Here is a 21,053-nt window from a genome sequence, read left to right on the forward strand (position 1 = left end):
GTTTAGTCCTGTTCTGTCAGAGCCGCGACTTCCGTCGGGATAGATTGCGGATTAAGGATTTTTACCTGTTTATGTCGCCCCAGTTCGCCTTTTTCAATGATGACCTGGCTTTTGGCGACGCGAAACTGTTTTGCCAGATATTTGGTCAGATGCGCGTTCGCCTGGCCGTCAACCGGCGGGGCGGTGATGGCGACTTTTAACTCGTCGCCATGCAGTCCAACAATATTGTCACGGCTGGCTTTCGGCTGAATATACAGCCGTAAAACCAGCCCGTCAGCGCAGGTGCTTACTGCACTCATAGCGCCATCCACAGCCCCGGCAGCAGCATGTTGCCCGTGGCCTGTAACAGCTCGGCAATCCCCATATTGGCCACATACAGCAGCAGCACCAGGATCATCGGGGAGAAGTCGATTCCGCCCATTGAAGGCAACAGGTTGCGAATCGGACGCAGCAGCGGTTCAGTCAGCTGGATCAGGGCATATTCCACTGGACTGCGCCCCTGGCTTACCCAGCTCATGATCGCCATCACCAGCAGCACCCAGAAGATCAGCGACCCGATGGTTTTAATCAGGATCAGGACGGCGGCAATCCAGATAATCGGCTGGAAGGTGATGACCATAAACAGCACGATCGCTTTGATAATGCTCAGAATAAACGCCACCAGCAGAGACGAGCTGTCGATGGGACCCATGGCCGGGATAATACGGCGCAGCGGTCCGACAACAGGTTGCGTGATTTTCACGACAAACTGCGAGAACGGATTGTAAAAATCACAGCGGGCCCACTGCATCCAGACGCGCAGCAAAAGCGCCATCGTGTACAGCTCAATGACCGTTGAGAGCAGGAAAGTCAACGTCTTCATGGCGTTCCTCAGGTTTCCTTATTATTTTGAGTAATCGCGCGCACCGAAAATTGCCGTGCCGATGCGCACCATCGTGCTGCCTGCCGCAATGGCGGCTTCCATATCATCCGACATGCCCAGAGAAAGCGTGTCTACCGTGTGATAGCGCGCTTTAAGCGCCTCAAATGCTACAGCCATTTGCTGTGCCACGGCAAACTGCCTTTCATAACTTGACTCAGGCGCCGGGATTGCCATCAAACCACGCAGGGTTAAGCGCGGCAGTTCGGCCACTTCGGCTGCCAGCGCATCCAGCTCGCTCAGCGCAATGCCGGACTTGCTGTTTTCGTCACTGATGTTGACCTGAATCAGCACGTTGAGAGCCGGCATCTCTGCCGGACGCTGGTCATTCAGACGGGTAGCAATACGCAGACGGTCGATGGTATGGCACCAGTCGAAGTGCTCTGCCACCAGACGGCTTTTGTTCGACTGCAGTGGGCCAATAAAGTGCCATTGCAGACTCGTCTTCCCCTGTTCCTGGAAGTAGCGAATTTTATCCACGCCTTCCTGCACGTAGTTTTCACCAAAGGCCTGCTGGCCTGCGTCAATGGCTTCTGCGATGGCGCTCGCAGGCTTGGTTTTGCTGACTGCAAGCAGCGTAATTTCTTCTGAAGCCCGGCCGCAACGCGCTGCAGCGGCTGAGATTTTGTCCCGGACCTGTGCCAGGTTATGCGCAATGTCGTTCATTTTCCGAGGAGTAGTCTATGGATGTGGAAGAAATTGTGACCCTTAGTGTAAAGCATAACGTCTCCGATCTACACCTGTGCAGTGATTCGCCACCGCGCTGGCGCAGATTAGGCCGACTTGAGCCTGCTCCCTTTCCGCCTCCCGACGTTGGGGCGTTATTAAAAGCGTGGCTCAACGATGAGCAGCAGGGAACATGGTGGGCGAACGGGCAGGTGGACTTTGCCGCGACGGTGACGGGAGGCCAGCGCCTGCGCGGCAGTGCCTTTAAGCAGATGCGCGGTGTCTCCGTGACGCTGCGGCTGTTGCCGCGTACCTGTCCGCAGCTCGCTTCACTGGGTGCGCCGAGGGCCATCCCGGAATTGTTAACCAATGAGTCCGGGTTGATTCTGGTGACGGGGGCGACCGGCAGCGGTAAATCCACGACGCTGGCGGCGATGGTCGATTTTCTCAACCACCACACTGACGGCCATATCCTCACGCTCGAAGATCCGGTGGAATTTATCTACCAGAGCGAGCGTTGCCTGATCCAGCAGCGGGAGATTGGTCAGCACAGCCCGTCATTTGCCGACGCGCTGCGCAGCGCCTTACGCCAGGATCCTGACGTGATTTTGCTCGGGGAGCTGCGCGACAGCGAAACGATCCGCCTGGCGCTAACGGCAGCAGAGACCGGGCATCTGGTGCTGGCGACCCTGCATACGCGCGGGGCATCGCAGGCGATTGAACGGCTGGTCGATACGTTCCCGGCGCAGGAGAAAGATCCGGTGCGTAACCAGCTGGCCGGCAGCCTGCGGGCGGTGCTGGCGCAAAAGCTGCTTCCCGATCTACAGGGCGGGCGCGTCGCGTTGTATGAACTGCTGGTGAACACCGCAGCGGCGGCGAATCTGATTCGTGAAGGGAAAACGTGGCAACTGCCCGGCATCATCCAGACCGGTCAGCAGGCAGGAATGCAGAACTTTGATCAGAGCCTGGCCGAGAGACGGGCGCAGGGGCGGCTGTAGGCCCCTGCGTTCAAAAGCCCTGCTCGAAATAGCTTTCGAGGATGATGACGGCAGAAGCGGAGTCCACGCTGCCTTTGTTCAGCGCGCGGAAGCCGCCGTGCTCAAACAGACCCGCTCGCGCTTCGACGGTGCTAAGACGCTCGTCGTGAAGCTTCACGGAGACGCCAAACCGGCCATGGATTTTATTGGCGAACTTACGTGCCCGGGCGGTAAGCGGCTGTTCCGTGCCGTCCATGTTCAGCGGCAGCCCAACAATCACGTCGTCCGGCTGCCACTCTTTGAGCAGACGCTCAATGAGGTTCCAGTCCGGCGTACCGTCATTGGCCTTCAGGGCCGTAAGCGGCCGCGCGGTACCGGTGATGCGCTGACCCACGGCAACGCCAATGCTTTTGGTGCCAAAATCGAATGCCAGAAGCGTTCCGCTCATCACGCGTGCCCCGCTACACCTGGCATGGTCAGAATATCAATGCCAATCAGCTTCGCCGCATCGCGCCAGCGATCGGCGATAGGGGTTTTAAACAGGATATTCATGTCCGCAGGCGCGGTGAGCCAGGCGTTATCGAGGATCTCTTGCTCAAGCTGGCCTTTCTCCCACGACGAATAGCCCAGCGCGACCAGCACTTCAGAAGGCTGCTCTGCGGTGCCCAGCGTTTCGAGCACGTCACGCGAGGTGGTGATAACGGTGTTGTCGGAGATGCGAATGCTGGAAGAGAATACCGGCGGCGTATGCAAGATAAAGCCGCGATCTTCTGCAAGAGGTCCACCCAGCATCACGGGCTTATCAAGCCGGATTTCCGGCAGTCGCGCTTCAGCCGGTATTTTCAGCTTGTCCAGAATCCCTTCAACCTGCAGGTTTTCCAGCGGTTTATTGATGATAATGCCCATCGCGCCGTCTTCATTGTATTCACAAATATAAACCACGGCGCGGCGAAAAATCGGGTCCTGGAGAGCAGGCATGGCAATAAGAAAGTGATGCTGTAAATTCATTGTCAGTGGTACTGTTTCCTGGTTTAAAAAGCGACAGCGCCCAGTATGGGGACAAACACAGGCGCTGTCACTAATAGTATTGTTAGGTTATTTCTGTAAACGTTTTTCGATAGCGTCCATCAGCATTCCGGTAATTGAGATCGGGAATTCCGCTTCAATTTCACGAATGCAGGTCGGGCTGGTGACGTTCACTTCGGTCAGACGATCGCCGATGATATCCAGGCCAACGAAGATCAGGCCTTTGGCTTTCAGCGTCGGGCCAACGCGGCGGGCAATTTCCCAGTCGCTTTCGGTCAGCGGGCGCGGCTCGCCGCGGCCACCGGCCGCCAGGTTACCGCGGGTTTCGCCACCCTGCGGGATACGTGCCAGGCAGTAAGGAACCGGTTCGCCATCCACCACCAGAACGCGTTTGTCGCCGTCTTTGATCGCCGGAATATAGTTCTGTGCCATGCAGTAACGCGTGCCCAGTTCGGTCAGCGTTTCGGCAATCACGCCAATGTTCGGATCGCCTTCTTTCACGCGGAAAATCGACGCGCCGCCCATGCCGTCCAGCGGCTTCATGATGATGTCGCCGTGCTTCTGCCAGAATTCCTTCAGCTGTGCTTTGCTGCGGGTCACCAGGGTTTCCGGCGTCAGGTCAGAGAACCAGGCGGTGTAGAGCTTCTCGTTGCAGTCGCGCAGGCTCTGCGGCTTGTTGACGATCAGCGTGCCTTTCTCTTCTGCACGCTCAAGGATGTAGGTGCTGTAGATGTATTCGGTGTCGAACGGTGGATCTTTACGCATCAGGATGACGTTGAGATCGGCCAGGGCAATGTCCTGCTCGGTGCCGAACGCGTACCATTTGTCGTAGTTCTGCTCGACGTTAACGATGCGGGTGCGGGCGCGGGCTTCACCGTTGATCAGGTAAAGATCGTTCATCTCCATATAGTGGAGTTCATAGCCGCGACGCTGCGCTTCCAGCAGCATGGCGAAGCTGGAATCTTTCTTGATGTTAATGTTTGCGATGGGGTCCATCACGATGCCGAGCTTGATCATGTTCTTCTCCGTTAATGCTTCAACCCAGATCGCCAAACCGTACCTGTAGCGCGGTAATGGCCGTGAGTGCCGTTGTCTCAGTGCGCAGAACGCGAGGTCCCAACAGAATATCAGTAAACTGGTAACGTGCCGTCATCGCAATTTCGTCCGCCGACAGGCCGCCTTCGGGGCCAATCAGCAGGCGTACGCGCTCAACGGGCAGGGGCAGCGTATTGATGCTGGCGCTGGCGCGCGGATGAAGATTGAGCTTCAGCCCACTGTCCTCTTCAGCACACCACTCCTCCAGATCCATCGCCGGGCGGATCTCCGGAATCCGGTTGCGGCCACTCTGTTCGCAAGCCGCAATGGCAATTTTCTGCCACTGCTGGATCTTTTTGTTCAGACGTTCCGCATCCAGTTTAACGCCACAGCGCTCAGAAAAAAGTGGCGTAATGAGGCTTACACCCAGTTCAATGGATTTCTGGATCGTGAACTCCATTTTCTCGCCGCGCGACATCACCTGGCCCAGATGGATGTGCAGCGGTGATTCCCGGTCATCCACTTCACCGCGCAGGACGTTCACATGTACGCTTTTTTTATCTGCCCGCGTAATTTCGGCGTCGAAAACCTGGTTCGAGCCGTCGAACAGCTGTATTGCCTGACCGGCGCCCATGCGCAGCACGCGGCCAACGTGGTTGGCGGCGTCATCAGACAGGGCGATTTCGCGGCCTGCGGTAATCAGTTCAGGATGGTAAATGCGGGGAATGCGCATAGTCAGAAATTCCGTGTCTCATACGATGTAAGCGAATTGCCGCTAGTGTAGGTTAGCTCTTTTGCGCCTGGCAAGCCCGCTGGACGTAAGGGTTGTGATTCCCCTGGACTCTGGCGATACGTTCGTCGCGCTGGCATTCCCACTCCGTCACCGGGTACTGCTTGTCCCAGGCGTTGAACAGCTGCGTCTGCTGGCGGGAAAGGTTGAGATCGTAACGGTCGCGCATATAGAAGTAGGTGCGGGCAATGCTGCCGCGCGCGCGAGCAGGGGGCTCGGCGACTTTCTCTTTAAAATCAATCTTCATTCCGCACTGGCCATACTGGCCTTCGCCACCGTTCCACTGGCTGTACATGAAGTTACCCCGGTCGCCGTTCACCTCACCCACGGCAGGCTGCAGGTTATGCATATCACTTTCCATCTGGCGGTAAACCGGGTCTTTGGCGCAGTTTTTACGTCCGCCATCCTGCCAGCACTGGCGCTGGTGGCCAAACTGCCATGCCGGAACGACATGTTCCCATTCAATACGGCTGGCGCGGTTTTCGTTTTTACGCACCTTGTAGCCGCAGGATTCAAGGTCAACGACCCCTTTTTTACCCTGCCAGTTAATTTTACAGCCACAGTAGAAATCGCCCGGCACGTCGGCGTTGACCTTAACACCGGCCGCTTTGGCCTGAGAGAAACTGTTGATACCGTCGGCCAGGGCGTGGCCTGAGAGCGCTGTCGTCAAAAAGGCGACCGCAAGAGAAAAATTACGGGACATTTTACACTCCGTGTCAAAACGAGCCCGCAACGTAACGAATGTTGTTCCTGTATGCAATCAGTCAGATCAGGAAAGTTCCTGAAAGTTCAGATAATTATTCCGCCACCAGCGGCTCGCCGCATTTGACGCAGCGGTAGGTCGCCTCGCCGCGCACCACGCGATTATGGCGACGGACGGTAAGCTGGTGCTGCTGGCACTGACAGCGGTAGGGGAAGGTATTGCGGCGTACCGATTCCAGCTCGAACTGATGCGTGCGGCGGGCCGGAACGCCGAGCACCGCCTCCATCATCCACTTCCACTCTTTTCCATGCGGCGCGACGCGGCCAAAGTGTTTCCACACCAGCAGATGCGCCAGCTCGTGCGGCACCACTTCATCGATAAACGCCTGCTGGTTTTCCATCATCAGCACCGGGTTAAGGCGGATCTCATACGACTCAAGCCAGGCGGTACCGGCCGAGGTGCCACGCTGCTGGTAGACGAGTTTGGGTTCAGGGTAGTTGCGACCGAGTTTCAGGTTCGCCTGGGCGAGTTTTTCCCGCAGGCTGCGCATAACGGCCTGCTGAATGGCGATGGGGAGACGGGGTGCTTTCATAGGGGCAGAGCATAAAGCGCGAAGCGGGGAGGCGCAAGAGGCGCCTCCCGTAAGAGGATCAGTCGTGGGCGCCGATTTCGCGCAGAGGACGACCTTTCATCAGGTTACGTTCAATATGTTCCAGAGACACGTGTTTGGTTTCTGGAACCAGCCAGATGGTCAGCACAATAAAGAAGATGTTCAGACCGGCGTAGACCCAGAAGGTATTGGCATTACCCAGAGTATTGAGCATGGTCAGGAACGTTGCGCCGACGATCATGTTAGCAATCCAGTTGGTTGCGGTAGAGCAGGTGATACCAAAATCACGCCCTTTCAGCGGCTGGATCTCAGAGCACAGCACCCAGATCAGCGGCCCGGCGCTCATCGCAAATCCGACGATAAACATCAGCAGCATGCCTACCGCAAAGTACTGGGCGGTTGGGGAGTGAATGCCCACATGCATCATGGTACCGAGGACGCCCATACCGGCCGCCATCACCAGGAAGCCCAGCGTCAGGGTTGGCTTACGTCCCCAGCGGTCCACCAGACCGATGGCGATAAAGGTCGCCAGCACGTTGGTCAGACCCACGATGACGGTCCCCCACATCTGCTCGGTGGTGTTGGTATAACCCGCCAGTTCAAAGATTTTTGGCGCGTAGTACATGATGACGTTCATCCCCGTGAACTGCTGCATCACCTGCAGCAGCACGCCGAGGAACACCGCGCGGCGGAAGTTGCTGTTCTCTTTAAACAGCGCCCAGCCGGACTGTTTGACCTTCAGGCTTTCGCGGATCTCTTCCAGCTCGTTTTTCGCTTCTGCGCTGGTATCGCGCAGGCGCATCAGCACGCGTTCGGCATCGTGGAAGCGACGTTTTGCAGCAAACCAGCGCGGACTGTCCGGCAGGAAGAAGACGCCAATCAGCAGCAGAACTGCAGGGATGATGATCACGCCGAGCATCCAGCGCCATGCGCCGCTGTAGCTAAACGCCGTATCGGAGAGGTACGCGCCCAGGATACCGATGGTGATCATCAGCTGGTACATCGAAATCATACTGCCGCGGATTTTCTCCGGCGCGATTTCAGACAGGTAGAGCGGGGCGGTATAGGACGCCACGCCCACGGCAAGGCCGAGCAGCACGCGGGAAACCAGCAGAACCTCAACGTTAGGCGCAGCGGCCGAGAAGAGTGAACCGGCAACGAACAGGATTGCGCCGATCATCAGGCTCTTTTTACGCCCGAGCTTGAAGGAGAGCCAGCCGCTGCCGACGGCCCCGACGGCCGCGCCAAACATCATGGAGCTGACTACCCATTCCTGGGTGTGAGCGCTGATCTGGAACTCGTCAGTGATGAAAGGTAATGCACCGGCAATCACGCCGATATCCAGGCCAAAAAGTAATCCTGCCAGGGCGGCGAGGAAACAGACGAAGAATGTCATCGCCTTGTTGGACGTACGCCCCTGTTTTTTATTGTCAGGCATTATGCCCTCCAGTTGGGTTATCAGTTTTATTGATGTTAAGGGTAGGTGAGTGACCCGTAAAAATATGTGAGATTAATCACATTGGTGTAATCGGTTACACTAACGTGCAACCGTAAATAAAATTAAAGCTTTGAAAATATAGAGGTAAATGAGGTGATATGCATCGCGAAAGAACACATTTCAGACTTAACCGAAAGGAAATGTAACAGCATAAGAAATGCCATCACGCAAAGAGATTATTCCGAAAGCGAGGTTCACTGGATGGGGTGTAAGCGGTTCCAAACATTGCCGGGTGGCGGCTGCGCCTTACCCGGCCTACAAAAGCTCCGTACCCCGTAGGTCGGGTAAGGCGCAGCCGTCACCCGACACAAAAAAAGCCAGCACTAAGGCTGGCTTGTTTAACGCTCGTGTCAGTCGATTATTTCAGACCGGCAGCTTCACGCAGCAGGGCGGCTTTGTCGGTTTTTTCCCATGGGAAATGTTCACGACCAAAGTGACCGTATGCCGCGGTTTCTTTGTAGATTGGGTGCAGCAGATCCAGCATCTGAATCAGGCCGTATGGACGCAGGTCGAAGAACTCGCGCACCAGCAGGGTCAGCTGTTCTGAAGGCACTTTTTCAGTACCGAAGGTTTCCACCATGATGGAGGTTGGCTCAGCCACGCCGATAGCATAGGAAACCTGAATTTCACAGCGGTCAGCCAGACCGGCAGCAACGATGTTTTTCGCAACATAACGTGCCGCGTACGCCGCAGAGCGGTCAACTTTAGACGGATCTTTACCAGAGAATGCACCGCCGCCGTGACGTGCCATGCCGCCGTAGGTATCAACGATGATTTTACGTCCGGTCAGACCGCAGTCGCCCATTGGACCGCCGATAACAAAGCGTCCGGTTGGGTTGATGAAGAATTTGGTCGCAGAGCTCAGCCATTCGGTCGGCAGAACCGGCTTGATGATCTCTTCCATCACGGCTTCTTGCAGGGATTTCTGGTCAATCTCTTCGGAATGCTGGGTAGACAGTACCACCGCATCGATGCCGACGATTTTGCCGTCATCGTACTGGAAGGTAACCTGGCTTTTTGCATCCGGGCGCAGCCACGGCAGGGTGCCGTTTTTGCGTACTTCAGCCTGACGCTGTACCAGACGGTGCGCGTAGGTGACCGGGGCTGGCATCAGCACGTCGGTTTCGTTGGTCGCGTAGCCAAACATCAGACCCTGGTCGCCCGCGCCCTGTTCCAGTGGATCGGCACGATCAACGCCCTGGTTGATGTCTGGAGACTGTTTGCCAATGGCGCTCAGCACCGCGCAGGAGTTGGCATCAAAGCCCATATCAGAATGCACATAACCGATCTCACGCACCGTGTTACGGGTGATCTCTTCGATATCAACCCATGCGCTGGTGGTGATCTCACCGCCAACCAGTACCATGCCAGTTTTGACGTAGGTTTCGCACGCTACGCGCGCTTTAGGATCCTGCGCCAGGATCGCATCCAGCACCGCATCGGAGATTTGGTCAGCAATTTTATCAGGATGTCCTTCTGATACGGACTCGGACGTAAACAGGTGTTTTGCCATGTTTTATTTCACCTAAGAGGAATTTGGTTAGCTCAAGCTGCTGTGTAGAATAGCCAAAGGAGATAATTCTACCAAGGCCTGCAGGTTTTTGACACTGGCAGTATGAGTGTTAATCAGTATAGATGGATTAACATCTGGATGGCTATTTTAGGTCACTTCTTCACCCGATTTCCAGTTTTTTTTGACTCATCTCTCACTCAGTTGAAATTGCTGCTGGCAAAAATTCCTGACGGTGCTGGCAACACGCGCATTTTTGTTTTGCATTTTAGCCCCCTTCTCGGTATAAAACGCGGCGCGCGGCTCATATAAAATAAGCGCTCGATGAACTCATCGTGTCGCCACTTCCAGCCGGGTAAAGCAGTGAACTTTTAGCTTTGGCTTGGGGTCCGTTTCAGCAGAGGCGGCCGTGGAGGTGATACGAGATAATGAACCATCGTTTTCCGCTAATTCAGCGCAGCCGTTCTGGCGCGCATTTGATTCCCGCAACCCGCATTTCTAGTCTGCAAACCTGCCGATGTTATACCCATCTCGGCGCTTCTCAGGATTCCAGGGCCGGTCACGCTTTGTGAAAACTGAACAAGGGCGCTCTTGTTAATACAAGAGTTTTCTCGTGGTTTCGCCGAACCTTGTCATACAGAGTTCGGATACGTGTTTTACAATGATATGAATAAGAAACCGGTCGCACGGTCTGGATTTCAGCATACTCTGCTGGGAAACGGAGCCGTTTATGGGTTGTTATCGCCGTATAACGCTGCGATAGTAGTCAACTGTTTTACACTTAATACAAAGAGTTGAGGTTCGCTATGTCTGACGACATGTCTTCTTTTTCGCCTTCGTCAGCGGGCGAACAGGGTGTACTACGTTCTATGCAGGAGGTTGCGATGAGCTCCGAGGAAGCCAGCAAGATGCTGCGCACTTACAATATTGCCTGGTGGGGCAATAACTACTACGACGTCAACGAACTGGGCCACATCAGCGTCTGCCCGGATCCGGACGTCCCTGAAGCGCGCGTGGATCTCGCCAAACTGGTGAAAGCCCGTGAAGCTCAGGGCCAGCGTTTGCCTGCACTGTTCTGCTTCCCGCAGATCCTGCAACATCGCCTGCGTTCTATTAACGCCGCCTTCAAGCGCGCGCGTGAGTCCTACGGCTATAAAGGCGACTACTTCCTGGTTTACCCCATCAAGGTGAACCAGCACCGCCGCGTGATTGAATCCCTGATCCACTCCGGCGAGCCGCTGGGTCTGGAGGCTGGCTCCAAAGCGGAGCTGATGGCGGTTCTGGCGCATGCGGGCATGACCCGTTCGGTGATCGTCTGTAACGGCTATAAAGACCGTGAATACATTCGTCTGGCACTGATTGGCGAGAAGATGGGCCACAAGGTTTATCTGGTTATCGAGAAAATGACCGAAATCGCGATCGTGCTGGAAGAGGCTGAACGTCTTAACGTGGTGCCACGCCTCGGCGTGCGTGCGCGTCTGGCGTCTCAGGGTTCCGGTAAATGGCAATCATCCGGCGGTGAAAAATCCAAATTCGGCCTCGCGGCGAACCAGGTTCTGCAGCTGGTTGAAATTCTGCGCGAGCGCGGTCGTCTGGACAGCATTCAGCTGCTGCACTTCCACCTCGGTTCGCAGATGGCCAATATTCGCGATATCGCCACCGGCGTGCGTGAATCAGCCCGTTTCTACGTTGAGCTGCACAAGCTTGGCGTGAATATTCAGTGCTTCGACGTGGGCGGCGGCCTGGGCGTGGACTATGAAGGCACGCGCTCGCAGTCAGACTGCTCGGTAAACTACGGTCTGAACGAATACGCGAACAACATTATCTGGGCGATCGGCGATGCCTGTGAAGAGCACGGCCTGCCGCACCCGACGGTGATCACCGAATCCGGCCGCGCGGTGACCGCGCACCATACGGTGCTGGTCTCTAACATCATCGGCGTTGAGCGTAGCGAAATTTCCGAAGCGACGCCGCCACAGGATGATGCGCCTCGTTCCCTGCAAAGCATGTGGGAAACCTGGCAGGAGATGCACGAGCCGGGCACGCGTCGCTCTCTGCGCGAATGGCTGCACGACAGTCAAATGGATCTGCACGACATTCACGTCGGCTACTCTTCAGGCACCTTCAGCCTGCAGGAGCGTGCGTGGGCGGAGCAGCTTTATCTGAACATGTGCCATGAAGTGCAGAAGCAGCTCGATCCGAGCAACCGTGCGCACCGTCCGATTATCGACGAGCTGCAGGAACGTATGGCGGATAAAATTTACGTCAACTTCTCGCTGTTCCAGTCGATGCCGGATGCATGGGGTATCGACCAGCTGTTCCCGGTTCTGCCGCTGGAAGGGCTGAACCACGCCCCGGAACGTCGCGCGGTGCTGCTGGACATCACCTGTGACTCTGACGGCGCAATCGACCACTACGTTGACGGCGACGGTATTGCCACCACCATGCCAATGCCGGAGTACGACCCGGAGAACCCGCCAATGCTGGGCTTCTTTATGGTTGGAGCGTACCAGGAGATCCTCGGCAACATGCATAACTTGTTTGGTGATACCGAGGCGGTTGACGTGTTTGTCTTCCCTGACGGCAGCGTGGAAGTTGAGCTGTCTGACGAAGGGGATACCGTGGCAGACATGCTGGAATACGTTCAGCTCGATCCGAAAACGCTGCTGACCCAGTTCCGCGACCAGGTGAAAAACACCGGTCTGGACGATGCGCTGCAGCAGCAGTTCCTGGAAGAGTTTGAGGCGGGACTGTACGGGTATACTTACCTCGAAGACGAATAACGCTCCGCTTGCTGAGTAAAAAAAAGGGTCTGACCAACGTCAGACCCTTTTTGCTTCATTGCTACATGAAAATCCCCGTCCGGAGCGACGGGGTCTGGGGTTTAACTCACCTGTTCTTTTTTGAACTCAATAATCACCTTCGCATACATATCAATTGGCGTTTCAGGCATCAGCGGCAGCCACTGTTTTGGCTGTGCCGTTGCGCTCATATCACCATTCCACTGCTTGTGCTCAGGCGTTTTCGGCATGTCCATGCCGGTCTGACCGGTAGACGAGCCCGGAGACAGCTTGACGTCGGTGCCTTTCGGGTTGCTCGACGGCGCGACGCCGTTGGTCATATCACCATTCCACTGCTTGTGCTCAGGCGTTTTCGGCATGTCCATGCCGGTCTGACCGGTAGACGAGCCCGGAGACAGTTTGACGTCAGTGCCTTTCGGATTGCTCGACGGCGCGACGCCGTTGGTCATGTCACCGTTGTACTTTCTGTGCTCAGGCGTTTTCGGCATGTCCATGCCGGTCTGACCGGTAGACGAGCCCGGAGACAGTTTGACGTCGGTGCCTTTCGGATTGCTCGACGGCGCGACGCCGTTGGTCATGTCACCGTTCCACTTTCTGTGTTCAGGCGTTTTCGGCATATCCTTACCGGTTTTACCGGTGGCGGAGCCCGGAGAAAGGGTTGGGTAGTTCGTATTAGGAACGTCCCATTTTTTCTTCGGCGTCGTGCTGTCAGCCGGTTTCGGCGCAGGCTTCAGATCGTCCGCTTTAGACGGTTTAACAGCAGGTACGTCTTCGCTGTGAGCAGTTTCGGACGGCGTGGTATCCGTCTTCGTCGTACTGTCAGCCGGTTTCGGCGCAGGCTTCAGATCGTCGGCTTTTGACGGCTTAACGGCAGGCACCTCTTCGCTGTGCGCTGTTTCAGACGGGGTGGTATCCGTCTTCGTCGTGCTCTCAGCCGGTTTCGGTGCAGGTTTCTGATCGTCGGCTTTCGACGGTGTAACCGCAGGCACGTCTTCCTTGTGTGCTTTGTCGGATGGCGTGGTATCCGTCTTCTTCGTACTGTCGGCCGGTTTCGGTGCAGGCTTCAGATCGTTGGCTTTCGACGGCGTAACGGCAGGCACATCTTCACTGTGAGCGGTGTTGGACGGCGTGGTCTCCTTGTGCTTCGTGCTGTCAGCCGGTTTTGGCTTATTGGTACCGGTATTATGTTTAGTGTTAGGCGTATCTACGTCGTAGCTGCCTTTCTTCTTCTTACCAAATCCTGGATCTGCCAGCGTATAGGAGATGTTATTACCCGCTTCTTTTTCGTCGCGGGTCACCACAGACATTTCGTCCTTATTGGTGTTGATCTCGCCAGTGGTGCCTTTGCTGGTAACATCGCCCACGGAGATGGTCGACTTCTGGGTTTCGTCACGATGGATCTCGTCCACGGTATCAACGTAGATGTTAGCTGACGGTATGCCACCTTTTTTGCCTGGCAGCCCGCCGATACCCACGCCGCCGCCGCCGTAGATTCCGTCCTGCTCAACGGAATCTTCCAGCGTCCTGGAATTGATATTGCCTGCAACGTCGACGGAACCTGTTCCATCCTGCGAGACGATGTTGGAGCCGGTCATGTTGAGGTCGCCACCGGTTTTTATGTCCAGCTGTCCGGTCGTGTTAATGCCCGACTGCTTCGCAGTGGTTGACGAGTCATATGCTTCGGAGCCACCGCCGCCGTTCACCGCACCACTAGGCATGACGCCTTTCGCAGAGACGGCCACACCCACAGACGCACCCCAGTTAGCTCGCTCGTTATCGGTATGTTCTATGTCCTGAACGGAGTTGATGGTCATGTCGCCCGCTACGTCAACATTGGCGGTATTCGCCTCAATGTTGGCACCGGTCATGGTCATGTCGCCGCCAGTCTTAATCTTGACGTTGCCACCAGTGATCGTGCTGTTGGTGTAGCTGGTGCTATTCCCTGTGCCCGTTTCGGTGCTGCCGCTGTAGTCGATGGATGCACCACCGCTTACACCGGTCATATCCACGCCAACACCCGCCGTAATGCCTGCCGAGTGCTCCTCGGTGGTGGTGCTGTAGCTGGTTGTGGATTTCGCCGCATTCATGTTCACATCGCCGCCTGCGTTAATTTCAACGTTTTGGCCGCTAATGTCAGTCCCGTTCAACGTGGTATCTTTTTTGGTGTTGATCGAAACGTTATTGGCGTTGATGTGGTTGATGTTTTCCGCCGTGGAGGTGGAGTTTGAGTGCGTTTTGGACGAACTGCCGCCAATGGTGATGGAACCGCCTGCCAGGTCGTTGAGCAGCAGGTTGGAGGCATCGCCCAACACTTCCGCCGCCGTTGTTCCGGCATTGGCAGACTGGCCTTCCGTGCCTTTTTCAATCAGGTTACCCGTCTTATCAATTGTGTCTGCAATGGTGCTGTGGGCTTCACCCGTGATGCCAAATGAAGACTCTTTATGCGAAGACGTATTTTTCACCTCATCTTCGTATTTAGTCGTCGTGACATCTTCAGCATTGATGCTCAGAGAGTCACCCGCGCTGAGATCTGCACCGCCGATATCCGCTGTTTTACCCGCTTCAATCGCTCCGGACTGACCGAAGTTTATGGCCGCATTGGTGTTTTTCTTGCTGTCGGTCACTGACGAATCGTTGGTCGAATTCATGCCAAACGTGAAGCCAGCCGTGTCGCTTACCGGCGCACGCCCCGGATTCTTACCAATAGCAGATGTTGCGGACTCTGAGCCTGCGCTGACATAGTCTCCGGCGCTCGTTTCGGTGTTACCGCCGTCCATGGTGCCGTAGCTTGTATTAACCGATTGACCGCCGCTGTTCGCGCCCGCACCGATGACAAACTCGCGTGTAGAGGAATGTTGTTCTTCATGCGCAACATCCTGAGACGTTTTAATTGTCACGTCATTTTCAGCGGTAATACTGCCGGTTTGGGCAGTGTAGGTACCGCCTTCCATCACCACGTCGTTTTTCGCGTCGATACTCATGTTGCCGCCCGCGGTAACGTTAGCGCCGATGGCTTTACCCGTCGTTGTGGAGGTATCGGACATGGAATAGTTCAGCGCATTTCGGACGTCGTTATCGATGACACGCGTGGCATCAATTTCATGCAGGTCGTTGAAGGTAACGTCACCGTCGGTGGCCTTCATACTCACATCTTTACCCGCCGTGATATCCGACGCGTTAGAGGTAATGGTTTTCGCCTCCATGTTGATGCTACCACCCGCAGAGACACCGTCTTCAAAGGCATGGATCACCTGTTTGCCGCTTTCATCATGGCCCACGCTTGCGGTCATGTTGATATCACCCTGCGTGGCAGACATATTCACGTCGCCATCAGCCTTAATCGACGCACCGTTGTTATTGATATTGCCGCTGGTGGTGGACATGTTGATGTCGCCGCCCGCAGAAATACCGGCGCTCATGCCGTTGCTGATGTTATTGATATCGCCATCAGAAACCAGCGTCATGTTTCCGCCGGAAGAGATCGCGCCGTTGGCGTTGTTGATGCTATCGGCGTCGACGTTCATATCACCGCCCGCATGCACGGTTGCGGTGCCGCCATTAACTTCACCGGTTTCCATCTGATTAAGCGTTTCCGGGCACAGGTAAACCACCGGCACCAAAACATCTACACCGTTTACGGTTTGATTCACGTACCAGACGATATCGGAATCCAGGCCGTTACGCTGCTCATCGGTGAGAGGTTGGCCGACCACCAGCCCCAGTTCGCTGTCTTTTGCCGCAACTCCCGCGTTATCCATCAGCGCCTGAACCAGCACATCGCCCTCCAGACCATCACGAATGGCGAAGAAGCTGCCAACCGAGTTGCTGATTTCCCGGCGGATCAGTTCTGAGGTGAAATAGTTATCGCCAATGACGTTAACCGGTTGTTGCGGGTCATAGCCCACCTCATTGAAGAAATAATCCGAACCGGTGTAATCGCTCTGATCGATCATTGATGGACGCGTTTCAAAGATCGGGACGATGTTATTGGTTGGCCCTGGATAGGCCGTGCCATTTTTTTCTGCTTCAGTGGTTTTCTTGAATTCGGTCGAGACTTCAAACATCCCTGGAATGGAGACCATGTCCTTAATGGTTGGCATTGGACTAATGCCCATCGCAAGCTCATCAATTTTCTTGGTATTGACCCGGACATCATAACCGGCGATAACCGTATCCACGGTGTAATCGCCCACGTCGATATCACTCACGTTGCTGTTGCTGTTGATTTCACCCGAATCATTGATCCCGTTATCCAGTACGCCGCCGTTGTGCGTGAAGTTGCCGCCAGCGGTAATTTCGCCTTTCTCCTGGGGAACAAAGTAGGTTTTATTGTCTTTCAACGCCTGACCGTCATTAGAGATGGCACCCGCCCAGATTGAACGCATATTGCTGTAGCTGTTGGTTTGCCAGGCTTGACCAAAGATGCTGATCATCATGTTGTTGAAGACTGTGGCGTCATTTCCCATCATCACAACGGCGTTATACCAGACCTCTTTCTCCGGATCGTTATCACCTTCCTGAGAGGCGGGGCTACCGTTTCCAAATTCATAATCAAGGAATTGGTATAACGAATCAAAGCTCCAGTCCGTTCTGTGTAACGATGCGACTTTCCAGTCATATCTCAGGTAGTTCAGACCTGTGAGAGGAATTTGAAGGTAATCATACATTGAAAGCTCACCATACCGGGGCGTGTTATATAAGTTTCCGGTAATAGTGATGTCTTTTGCAGCCTGAATCAGCCCGCCCACGTTGGTGACGTCATGCGTCTCGTAGATGTCGCGCTGGTTAATGTTGATATTGCCGCCAGAACTGATTTCGGCAAGATCTTGTAGTATCAGTCCAGAAGTGACGAGCGGCATCTCTATACGAATGGTCGTATCCGATTTCGTCATGGTGTGTTCGATGGTGCTGTATGTAGCAAAAGCCGTCTGGGAACCCGTCACGCCAACTTCATCCCCGGAATAGGTGCTCTCATTCTTCAGTACTTCGGAATCAAGATTGATGTCTTTTTCCGCACGGATAATCCCGGCCTGGTTATAAATCTCTTTCGCGATGATGGAAATATCGCCCATGCTGAGCACGTTACCTCCAACACCGTTGGTAAATTCTCCGTTGCGGGCATCAAGGTTCATATCGCCCATGGTCCACAACAGGCTACCGCCATTGTTGGCAATGTTGCCCGCGGTAACGTTGAGGTCGCCACCCGTAACAATAGACATTGCGTTGAGGAAGTTACCGTCCGCGCGAACGGTCAAATCGCCTATCGCTTCCATCTGGGTGTTATTGGTAAAGTCGCCGTGCGTGGTGATCTCTAACGCGCGTCCAGCGTTGATATCTTTGTTGCCGTCGTCGAACGTCAGGCTGTTGTTAACGTTTAGCGCCAGATCGCGCCCGGCTTCGATGACGCCGGTCGCGTTGTCCAGGCTGGCGAGATGAAGCTGTAAATCCCGGTCGGCTGTAATTGTGGCATTGGCGTTGTTTTGCAGATTTTGGGTTGTAACGTTAACGTTAGTGCCCGCAACCACGGCGCTTAAGGTGTTTTTAAAATTACCATTCTGAACGTTCAGCGAGGTCGTGTTCGCTCCCGCCAGCACAGCGTTGTCGCTGTTGGTAAGGTTGTTCGCTACGTTCAGCGTCAGATTGTTATCCGTCGAGACAATGGCCGCGCCGCTCTCGTTGGTCACATTCTCTGATGTTACGGTGAGGTCGCCGCCCGCAACCAGGGTTGAAGCCGAACCGTTTTCGCTGCCGCTGTTGATCAGCGAATTTGTCGCGATGGCTAATGCGCCATCAACGGCCTGAATAACCCCGCCGGAGAGGTTGGTCAGCACGCCAACGGCGTTCAGCACCGTGTTCATGCTGGCGGTGATCGTCGCCTGGCTGGAGTTGGTCAGGGAATCCACATCCTCGATTGTCAGGTTACGCAGGGCCATGAGTACATGGTCGCTCCCTTCGTTGATCAGGTTTCGGATGTTGCGGATAATCAGGTCGGTGCCTGCCTGCACTACGCCGTTATTGTGCACCGTGTCGCCGTTCTGCAAGGTAATGCTACCGTTGCTGAGGATCACGGAGGCATTGTTGAGCGTATTCACACCGTCCAGGGTCATGTTGCCCGAGGCGAGGATCGTTGCGTCTGAACTGTTGTTCAGCGTATCCACGCTGTTCATGCTGAGGGTATGCTCAGACTGAATTACCGCGCTGTTGCTGTTGTTAAGCGTATTCACATTGCCGATCGTCACACTGCCGCTGCCGACCATCGCGGCGTTGTTGGCGTTTGATACGTTTGTGATATTCAGCATGGCTAGCGCGCCGTCTGCAACCAGCTGAGACGCATCGTTGTTGAGGGTGTCGATGTTGGACAGGGTAAGATTGCCGCTGCTGTAAATGGTGGCATCGCGGGTGTTATTCAGCGTGCCGATGTGATCTAACAGTATGGACGTTGCCTGAATGCCGGAGGCATTGTTGGTCAGCGTTGTTGCGCCGGAAAGATCCAGCGCCCCGCTCGCGAGCAGAACGGCGTCGCTCGTATTGGTGAGCGCGGCCATATTGGTCAGGGTAACGTTTTTCCCCTGGATCCGGCTGTTGTCGTTGGTCAGTGCGGTCATATGTGCACCGTCGAGCGTGAGGTTTTCGCCTGCCAGGATCTCGCCGCCGTGGGTGTTGTTCAACTGCTTGCTGACGTTCAGCGCGACATTGCCCGCTGCGCTCAGGGTCCCGCCGCTATTATTCAGCTTCGCCGCCTTCACCTGCGTTTTTTGTCTGGCGTTAACAGTGCCGCTGTTTTCAAACGCTGCGTCGGCGTTGGACGCAGTCAGAGTGACATTTTGACCCTCGATTTTGCCCTGGTTCTTGATGTTTTTACCGTTGGCATTGAGGGTGACATCTTTTTCGTTGCTGATGATGTTTCCGCTGTTGTCGACATCGCCGCCCACGTTCAGGCTGATTGCCGCAGCATCAGCGACGAGAGTGCCGCTGTTGGTCAAACTACCGGTCGTTGTAACCTGTAGTGCGTCAGTGGTCGCACCGATGTTTCCACGGTTGTTCAGCGCGCTGGCATTCATCACCAGCCGTTTTTCAGCGAAGATGCGGCCGTTGTTATCCAGGTTTCCGACATGGAGAGTCTGGTTGTTGGACGCGTAAAGCACGCCGTCATTTTTCAGTGAGCCGGATGCAATCGTCAGATCGCCCGTCGCGCTGACGGAACCGCTGTTAACGAAGGCCTCTTTCAGGGTGAACTGCAACGTGCCTTTTTTCGCCAGTACGCTACCGCCGCTGTTATTCATGCTGCCTGCGGTAATCTGCACGTCACCGCTGTGGCTTGTCACCTGCGTATCTGAGATCAGCGAGGCAAACGGCACTTCAACGCCGTTGACCTTCACGACGAAATCGCCATTTTTCAGCGTCACCACGCCGCCTGCGATGACCTTACCGCTGGCGTCCAGCGCCTGTAGTTTGCCGTTGAGGGTATATTGGCCCGCCACGTTAATTTGAATTGCCGGAACGGTGGTGGTGGTGTTGTTGGTTACCAGCGAGGCAGCATTTTGCACCAGCGAACTGGCATCTATTCGGATTTTGCCGGTTGAGGCGATAACGTCGTTATTCAGCGTGATGCCCGCCAGGGCGTTCATGAAAATGTCGTTTTTCGCCTGAACGCCCGTAATGGACTTATTCAGGGTGATATTTTTGCCGGAGAGCGACAAATTTTTCTCGCTCGACAGGCTGGCAAGCGTAATATCGCCATCCGCGTTGATGTCCAGGTCGCTGCTGGCGATAATGCCACCGGCATGGCGAACGCCTGCCCCGGATTCGGTGCTGATCAGTTGGATCTTGCCGCCGTACATTGAGCCAAGCGCGCTGCCGTCGATAGCCACTGCGGGGCCTTTTCCGTCGCCTTTGCTGCGCACGGTGTGGCTACGGCTCGCAAGATCGTAATCGTTTTGACCCGCCAGTACTTTGATATCTGCATTACCGGCGATTTCGCCTTCCAGCTGTGCGCTGCGGCTGACGATGTCAAAGTAGCTCAGTCCGTCGGTGTTGATCCCCTGACCGGCGATGGAAACTCCACCTTTTTCTACGGCCAGTTTATAGGTGCCATCGTCTTTCGCCTGCACTTTACCGGTGCTCAGCGTCAGGCTGTTGGCGTTAATGGTGGTTGCGCCGTTAACGCTGATACCATTTTCGTTAGCAATAATAACGTCGGCCTTTTTACCAAAGACCTCCATCGTGCCATTAATGTAGGAGGCTTTCGCACCCGTCACTTCGCTGATAATGGCGCTGGCTTCATGCTGCAGCTGGGCGTTTTTAACCGCATACCCGCCAATTTTTGTGACGCCATCCTGCATACTGTTGTTAAAGATCATCCCCTGCTTATCAACGTTAAATTCGTTGAATTTATTCATGGAGATGCCTTTCGCATTAGGATCGGCAATATTAATAACGGGAGTACCGTTGGCTGCCTGGCCCATAGTGGGGCCTTTCGATTGGCTCGTATCGGGCGTTGTTGCTGCGTCTGCGGTGC

At 55.2% G+C, this 21,053-nt stretch carries 17 protein-coding genes; 5 read left to right on the forward strand and 12 right to left on the reverse strand.

The window, feature by feature from the left end; all coding sequences use genetic code 11:
* Positions 1–2: 2 nt before the first annotated feature.
* The 3 genes from yggU to CWR52_RS16335 are packed head-to-tail and all read right to left on the reverse strand — an operon-like array spanning position 3 to position 1,585.
* Positions 3–299, reverse strand: coding sequence for a DUF167 family protein YggU (gene yggU / locus CWR52_RS16325; RefSeq protein ID WP_045909934.1), 297 nt, complete (start codon positions 297–299; stop codon positions 3–5).
* Positions 296–862 carry a YggT family protein gene (locus tag CWR52_RS16330; protein ID WP_104950141.1) on the reverse strand — a complete coding sequence of 189 codons (567 nt, stop codon included), beginning with the start codon at positions 860–862 and terminating at the stop codon, positions 296–298. Before CWR52_RS16330 ends, yggU begins: the two co-directional genes overlap by 4 nt.
* A gap of 21 nt (positions 863–883) precedes the next feature.
* A complete protein-coding gene (locus CWR52_RS16335) occupies positions 884–1,585 on the reverse strand; it encodes a YggS family pyridoxal phosphate-dependent enzyme (RefSeq protein ID WP_104950142.1) in 702 nt (233 codons plus the stop codon).
* A 17-nt stretch (positions 1,586–1,602) separates the two neighbouring features.
* On the opposite strand from CWR52_RS16335, the gene CWR52_RS16340 reads away from it, so the two are divergent.
* Entirely contained in the window at positions 1,603–2,583 is a 981-nt protein-coding gene (locus tag CWR52_RS16340) for a type IV pilus twitching motility protein PilT (RefSeq protein WP_104950143.1), read from the forward strand.
* A 10-nt stretch (positions 2,584–2,593) separates the two neighbouring features.
* On the opposite strand, the gene ruvX is transcribed toward CWR52_RS16340, so the two are convergent.
* The 8 genes from ruvX to metK all read right to left on the reverse strand — a co-directional run bounded on the left by ruvX (position 2,594) and on the right by metK (position 9,737).
* Complete coding sequence (gene ruvX, locus CWR52_RS16345) at positions 2,594–3,010, reverse strand: Holliday junction resolvase RuvX (protein ID WP_021242076.1); 417 nt, start codon at positions 3,008–3,010, stop codon at positions 2,594–2,596.
* Entirely contained in the window at positions 3,010–3,570 is a 561-nt protein-coding gene (locus CWR52_RS16350; protein WP_008499752.1) for a YqgE/AlgH family protein, read from the reverse strand. The genes ruvX and CWR52_RS16350 overlap by 1 nt, the downstream gene beginning before the upstream one ends.
* A gap of 87 nt (positions 3,571–3,657) precedes the next feature.
* Positions 3,658–4,605, reverse strand: a complete 948-nt coding sequence (gene gshB, locus CWR52_RS16355) for a glutathione synthase (RefSeq protein ID WP_104950144.1) — start codon at positions 4,603–4,605, stop codon at positions 3,658–3,660.
* Between the two features lie 19 nt (positions 4,606–4,624).
* Positions 4,625–5,356: a 16S rRNA (uracil(1498)-N(3))-methyltransferase gene (gene rsmE / locus CWR52_RS16360; RefSeq protein WP_021242075.1), complete on the reverse strand. Its 732-nt coding sequence runs from the start codon at positions 5,354–5,356 to the stop codon at positions 4,625–4,627.
* A 52-nt stretch (positions 5,357–5,408) separates the two neighbouring features.
* Positions 5,409–6,116: a deoxyribonuclease I gene (gene endA, locus CWR52_RS16365; protein ID WP_021242074.1), complete on the reverse strand. Its 708-nt coding sequence runs from the start codon at positions 6,114–6,116 to the stop codon at positions 5,409–5,411.
* A 94-nt stretch (positions 6,117–6,210) separates the two neighbouring features.
* Positions 6,211–6,708, reverse strand: a complete 498-nt coding sequence (locus tag CWR52_RS16370) for a SprT family zinc-dependent metalloprotease (RefSeq protein WP_021242073.1) — start codon at positions 6,706–6,708, stop codon at positions 6,211–6,213.
* 58 nt (positions 6,709–6,766) lie between these two features.
* Positions 6,767–8,164 (reverse strand): galactose/proton symporter, encoded by a 1,398-nt coding sequence (gene galP, locus CWR52_RS16375; protein ID WP_008499747.1) that lies wholly within the window; start codon positions 8,162–8,164, stop codon positions 6,767–6,769.
* 418 nt (positions 8,165–8,582) lie between these two features.
* A complete protein-coding gene (gene metK / locus CWR52_RS16380) occupies positions 8,583–9,737 on the reverse strand; it encodes a methionine adenosyltransferase (RefSeq protein ID WP_014885184.1) in 1,155 nt (384 codons plus the stop codon).
* Positions 9,738–9,875: 138 nt separating this feature from the next.
* Here metK and CWR52_RS23190 point away from each other — a divergent pair, with 138 nt between their 5' ends.
* The 4 genes from CWR52_RS23190 (at position 9,876) to speA (ending at position 12,517) form a co-directional block, all read left to right on the forward strand.
* Positions 9,876–10,046 (forward strand): hypothetical protein, encoded by a 171-nt coding sequence (locus CWR52_RS23190; RefSeq protein WP_045371431.1) that lies wholly within the window; start codon positions 9,876–9,878, stop codon positions 10,044–10,046.
* 116 nt (positions 10,047–10,162) lie between these two features.
* Positions 10,163–10,306, forward strand: a complete 144-nt coding sequence (locus CWR52_RS23650) for a hypothetical protein (RefSeq protein WP_418250466.1) — start codon at positions 10,163–10,165, stop codon at positions 10,304–10,306.
* A 94-nt stretch (positions 10,307–10,400) separates the two neighbouring features.
* Positions 10,401–10,532: an acid stress response protein YqgB gene (gene yqgB / locus CWR52_RS16390; RefSeq protein ID WP_127312443.1), complete on the forward strand. Its 132-nt coding sequence runs from the start codon at positions 10,401–10,403 to the stop codon at positions 10,530–10,532.
* Between the two features lie 8 nt (positions 10,533–10,540).
* Complete coding sequence (speA, locus tag CWR52_RS16395) at positions 10,541–12,517, forward strand: biosynthetic arginine decarboxylase (RefSeq protein WP_104950145.1); 1,977 nt, start codon at positions 10,541–10,543, stop codon at positions 12,515–12,517.
* A gap of 101 nt (positions 12,518–12,618) precedes the next feature.
* Here speA and CWR52_RS16400 read toward each other — a convergent pair whose 3' ends face one another.
* Positions 12,619–21,000, reverse strand: a complete 8,382-nt coding sequence (locus tag CWR52_RS16400; RefSeq protein ID WP_252152163.1) for a hemagglutinin repeat-containing protein — start codon at positions 20,998–21,000, stop codon at positions 12,619–12,621.
* Positions 21,001–21,053 lie beyond the last annotated feature (53 nt).

The sequence above is a fragment of the Enterobacter sp. SGAir0187 genome (assembly GCF_002952735.2).
Taxonomy (GTDB): Bacteria; Pseudomonadota; Gammaproteobacteria; order Enterobacterales; family Enterobacteriaceae; genus Enterobacter; species Enterobacter quasiroggenkampii.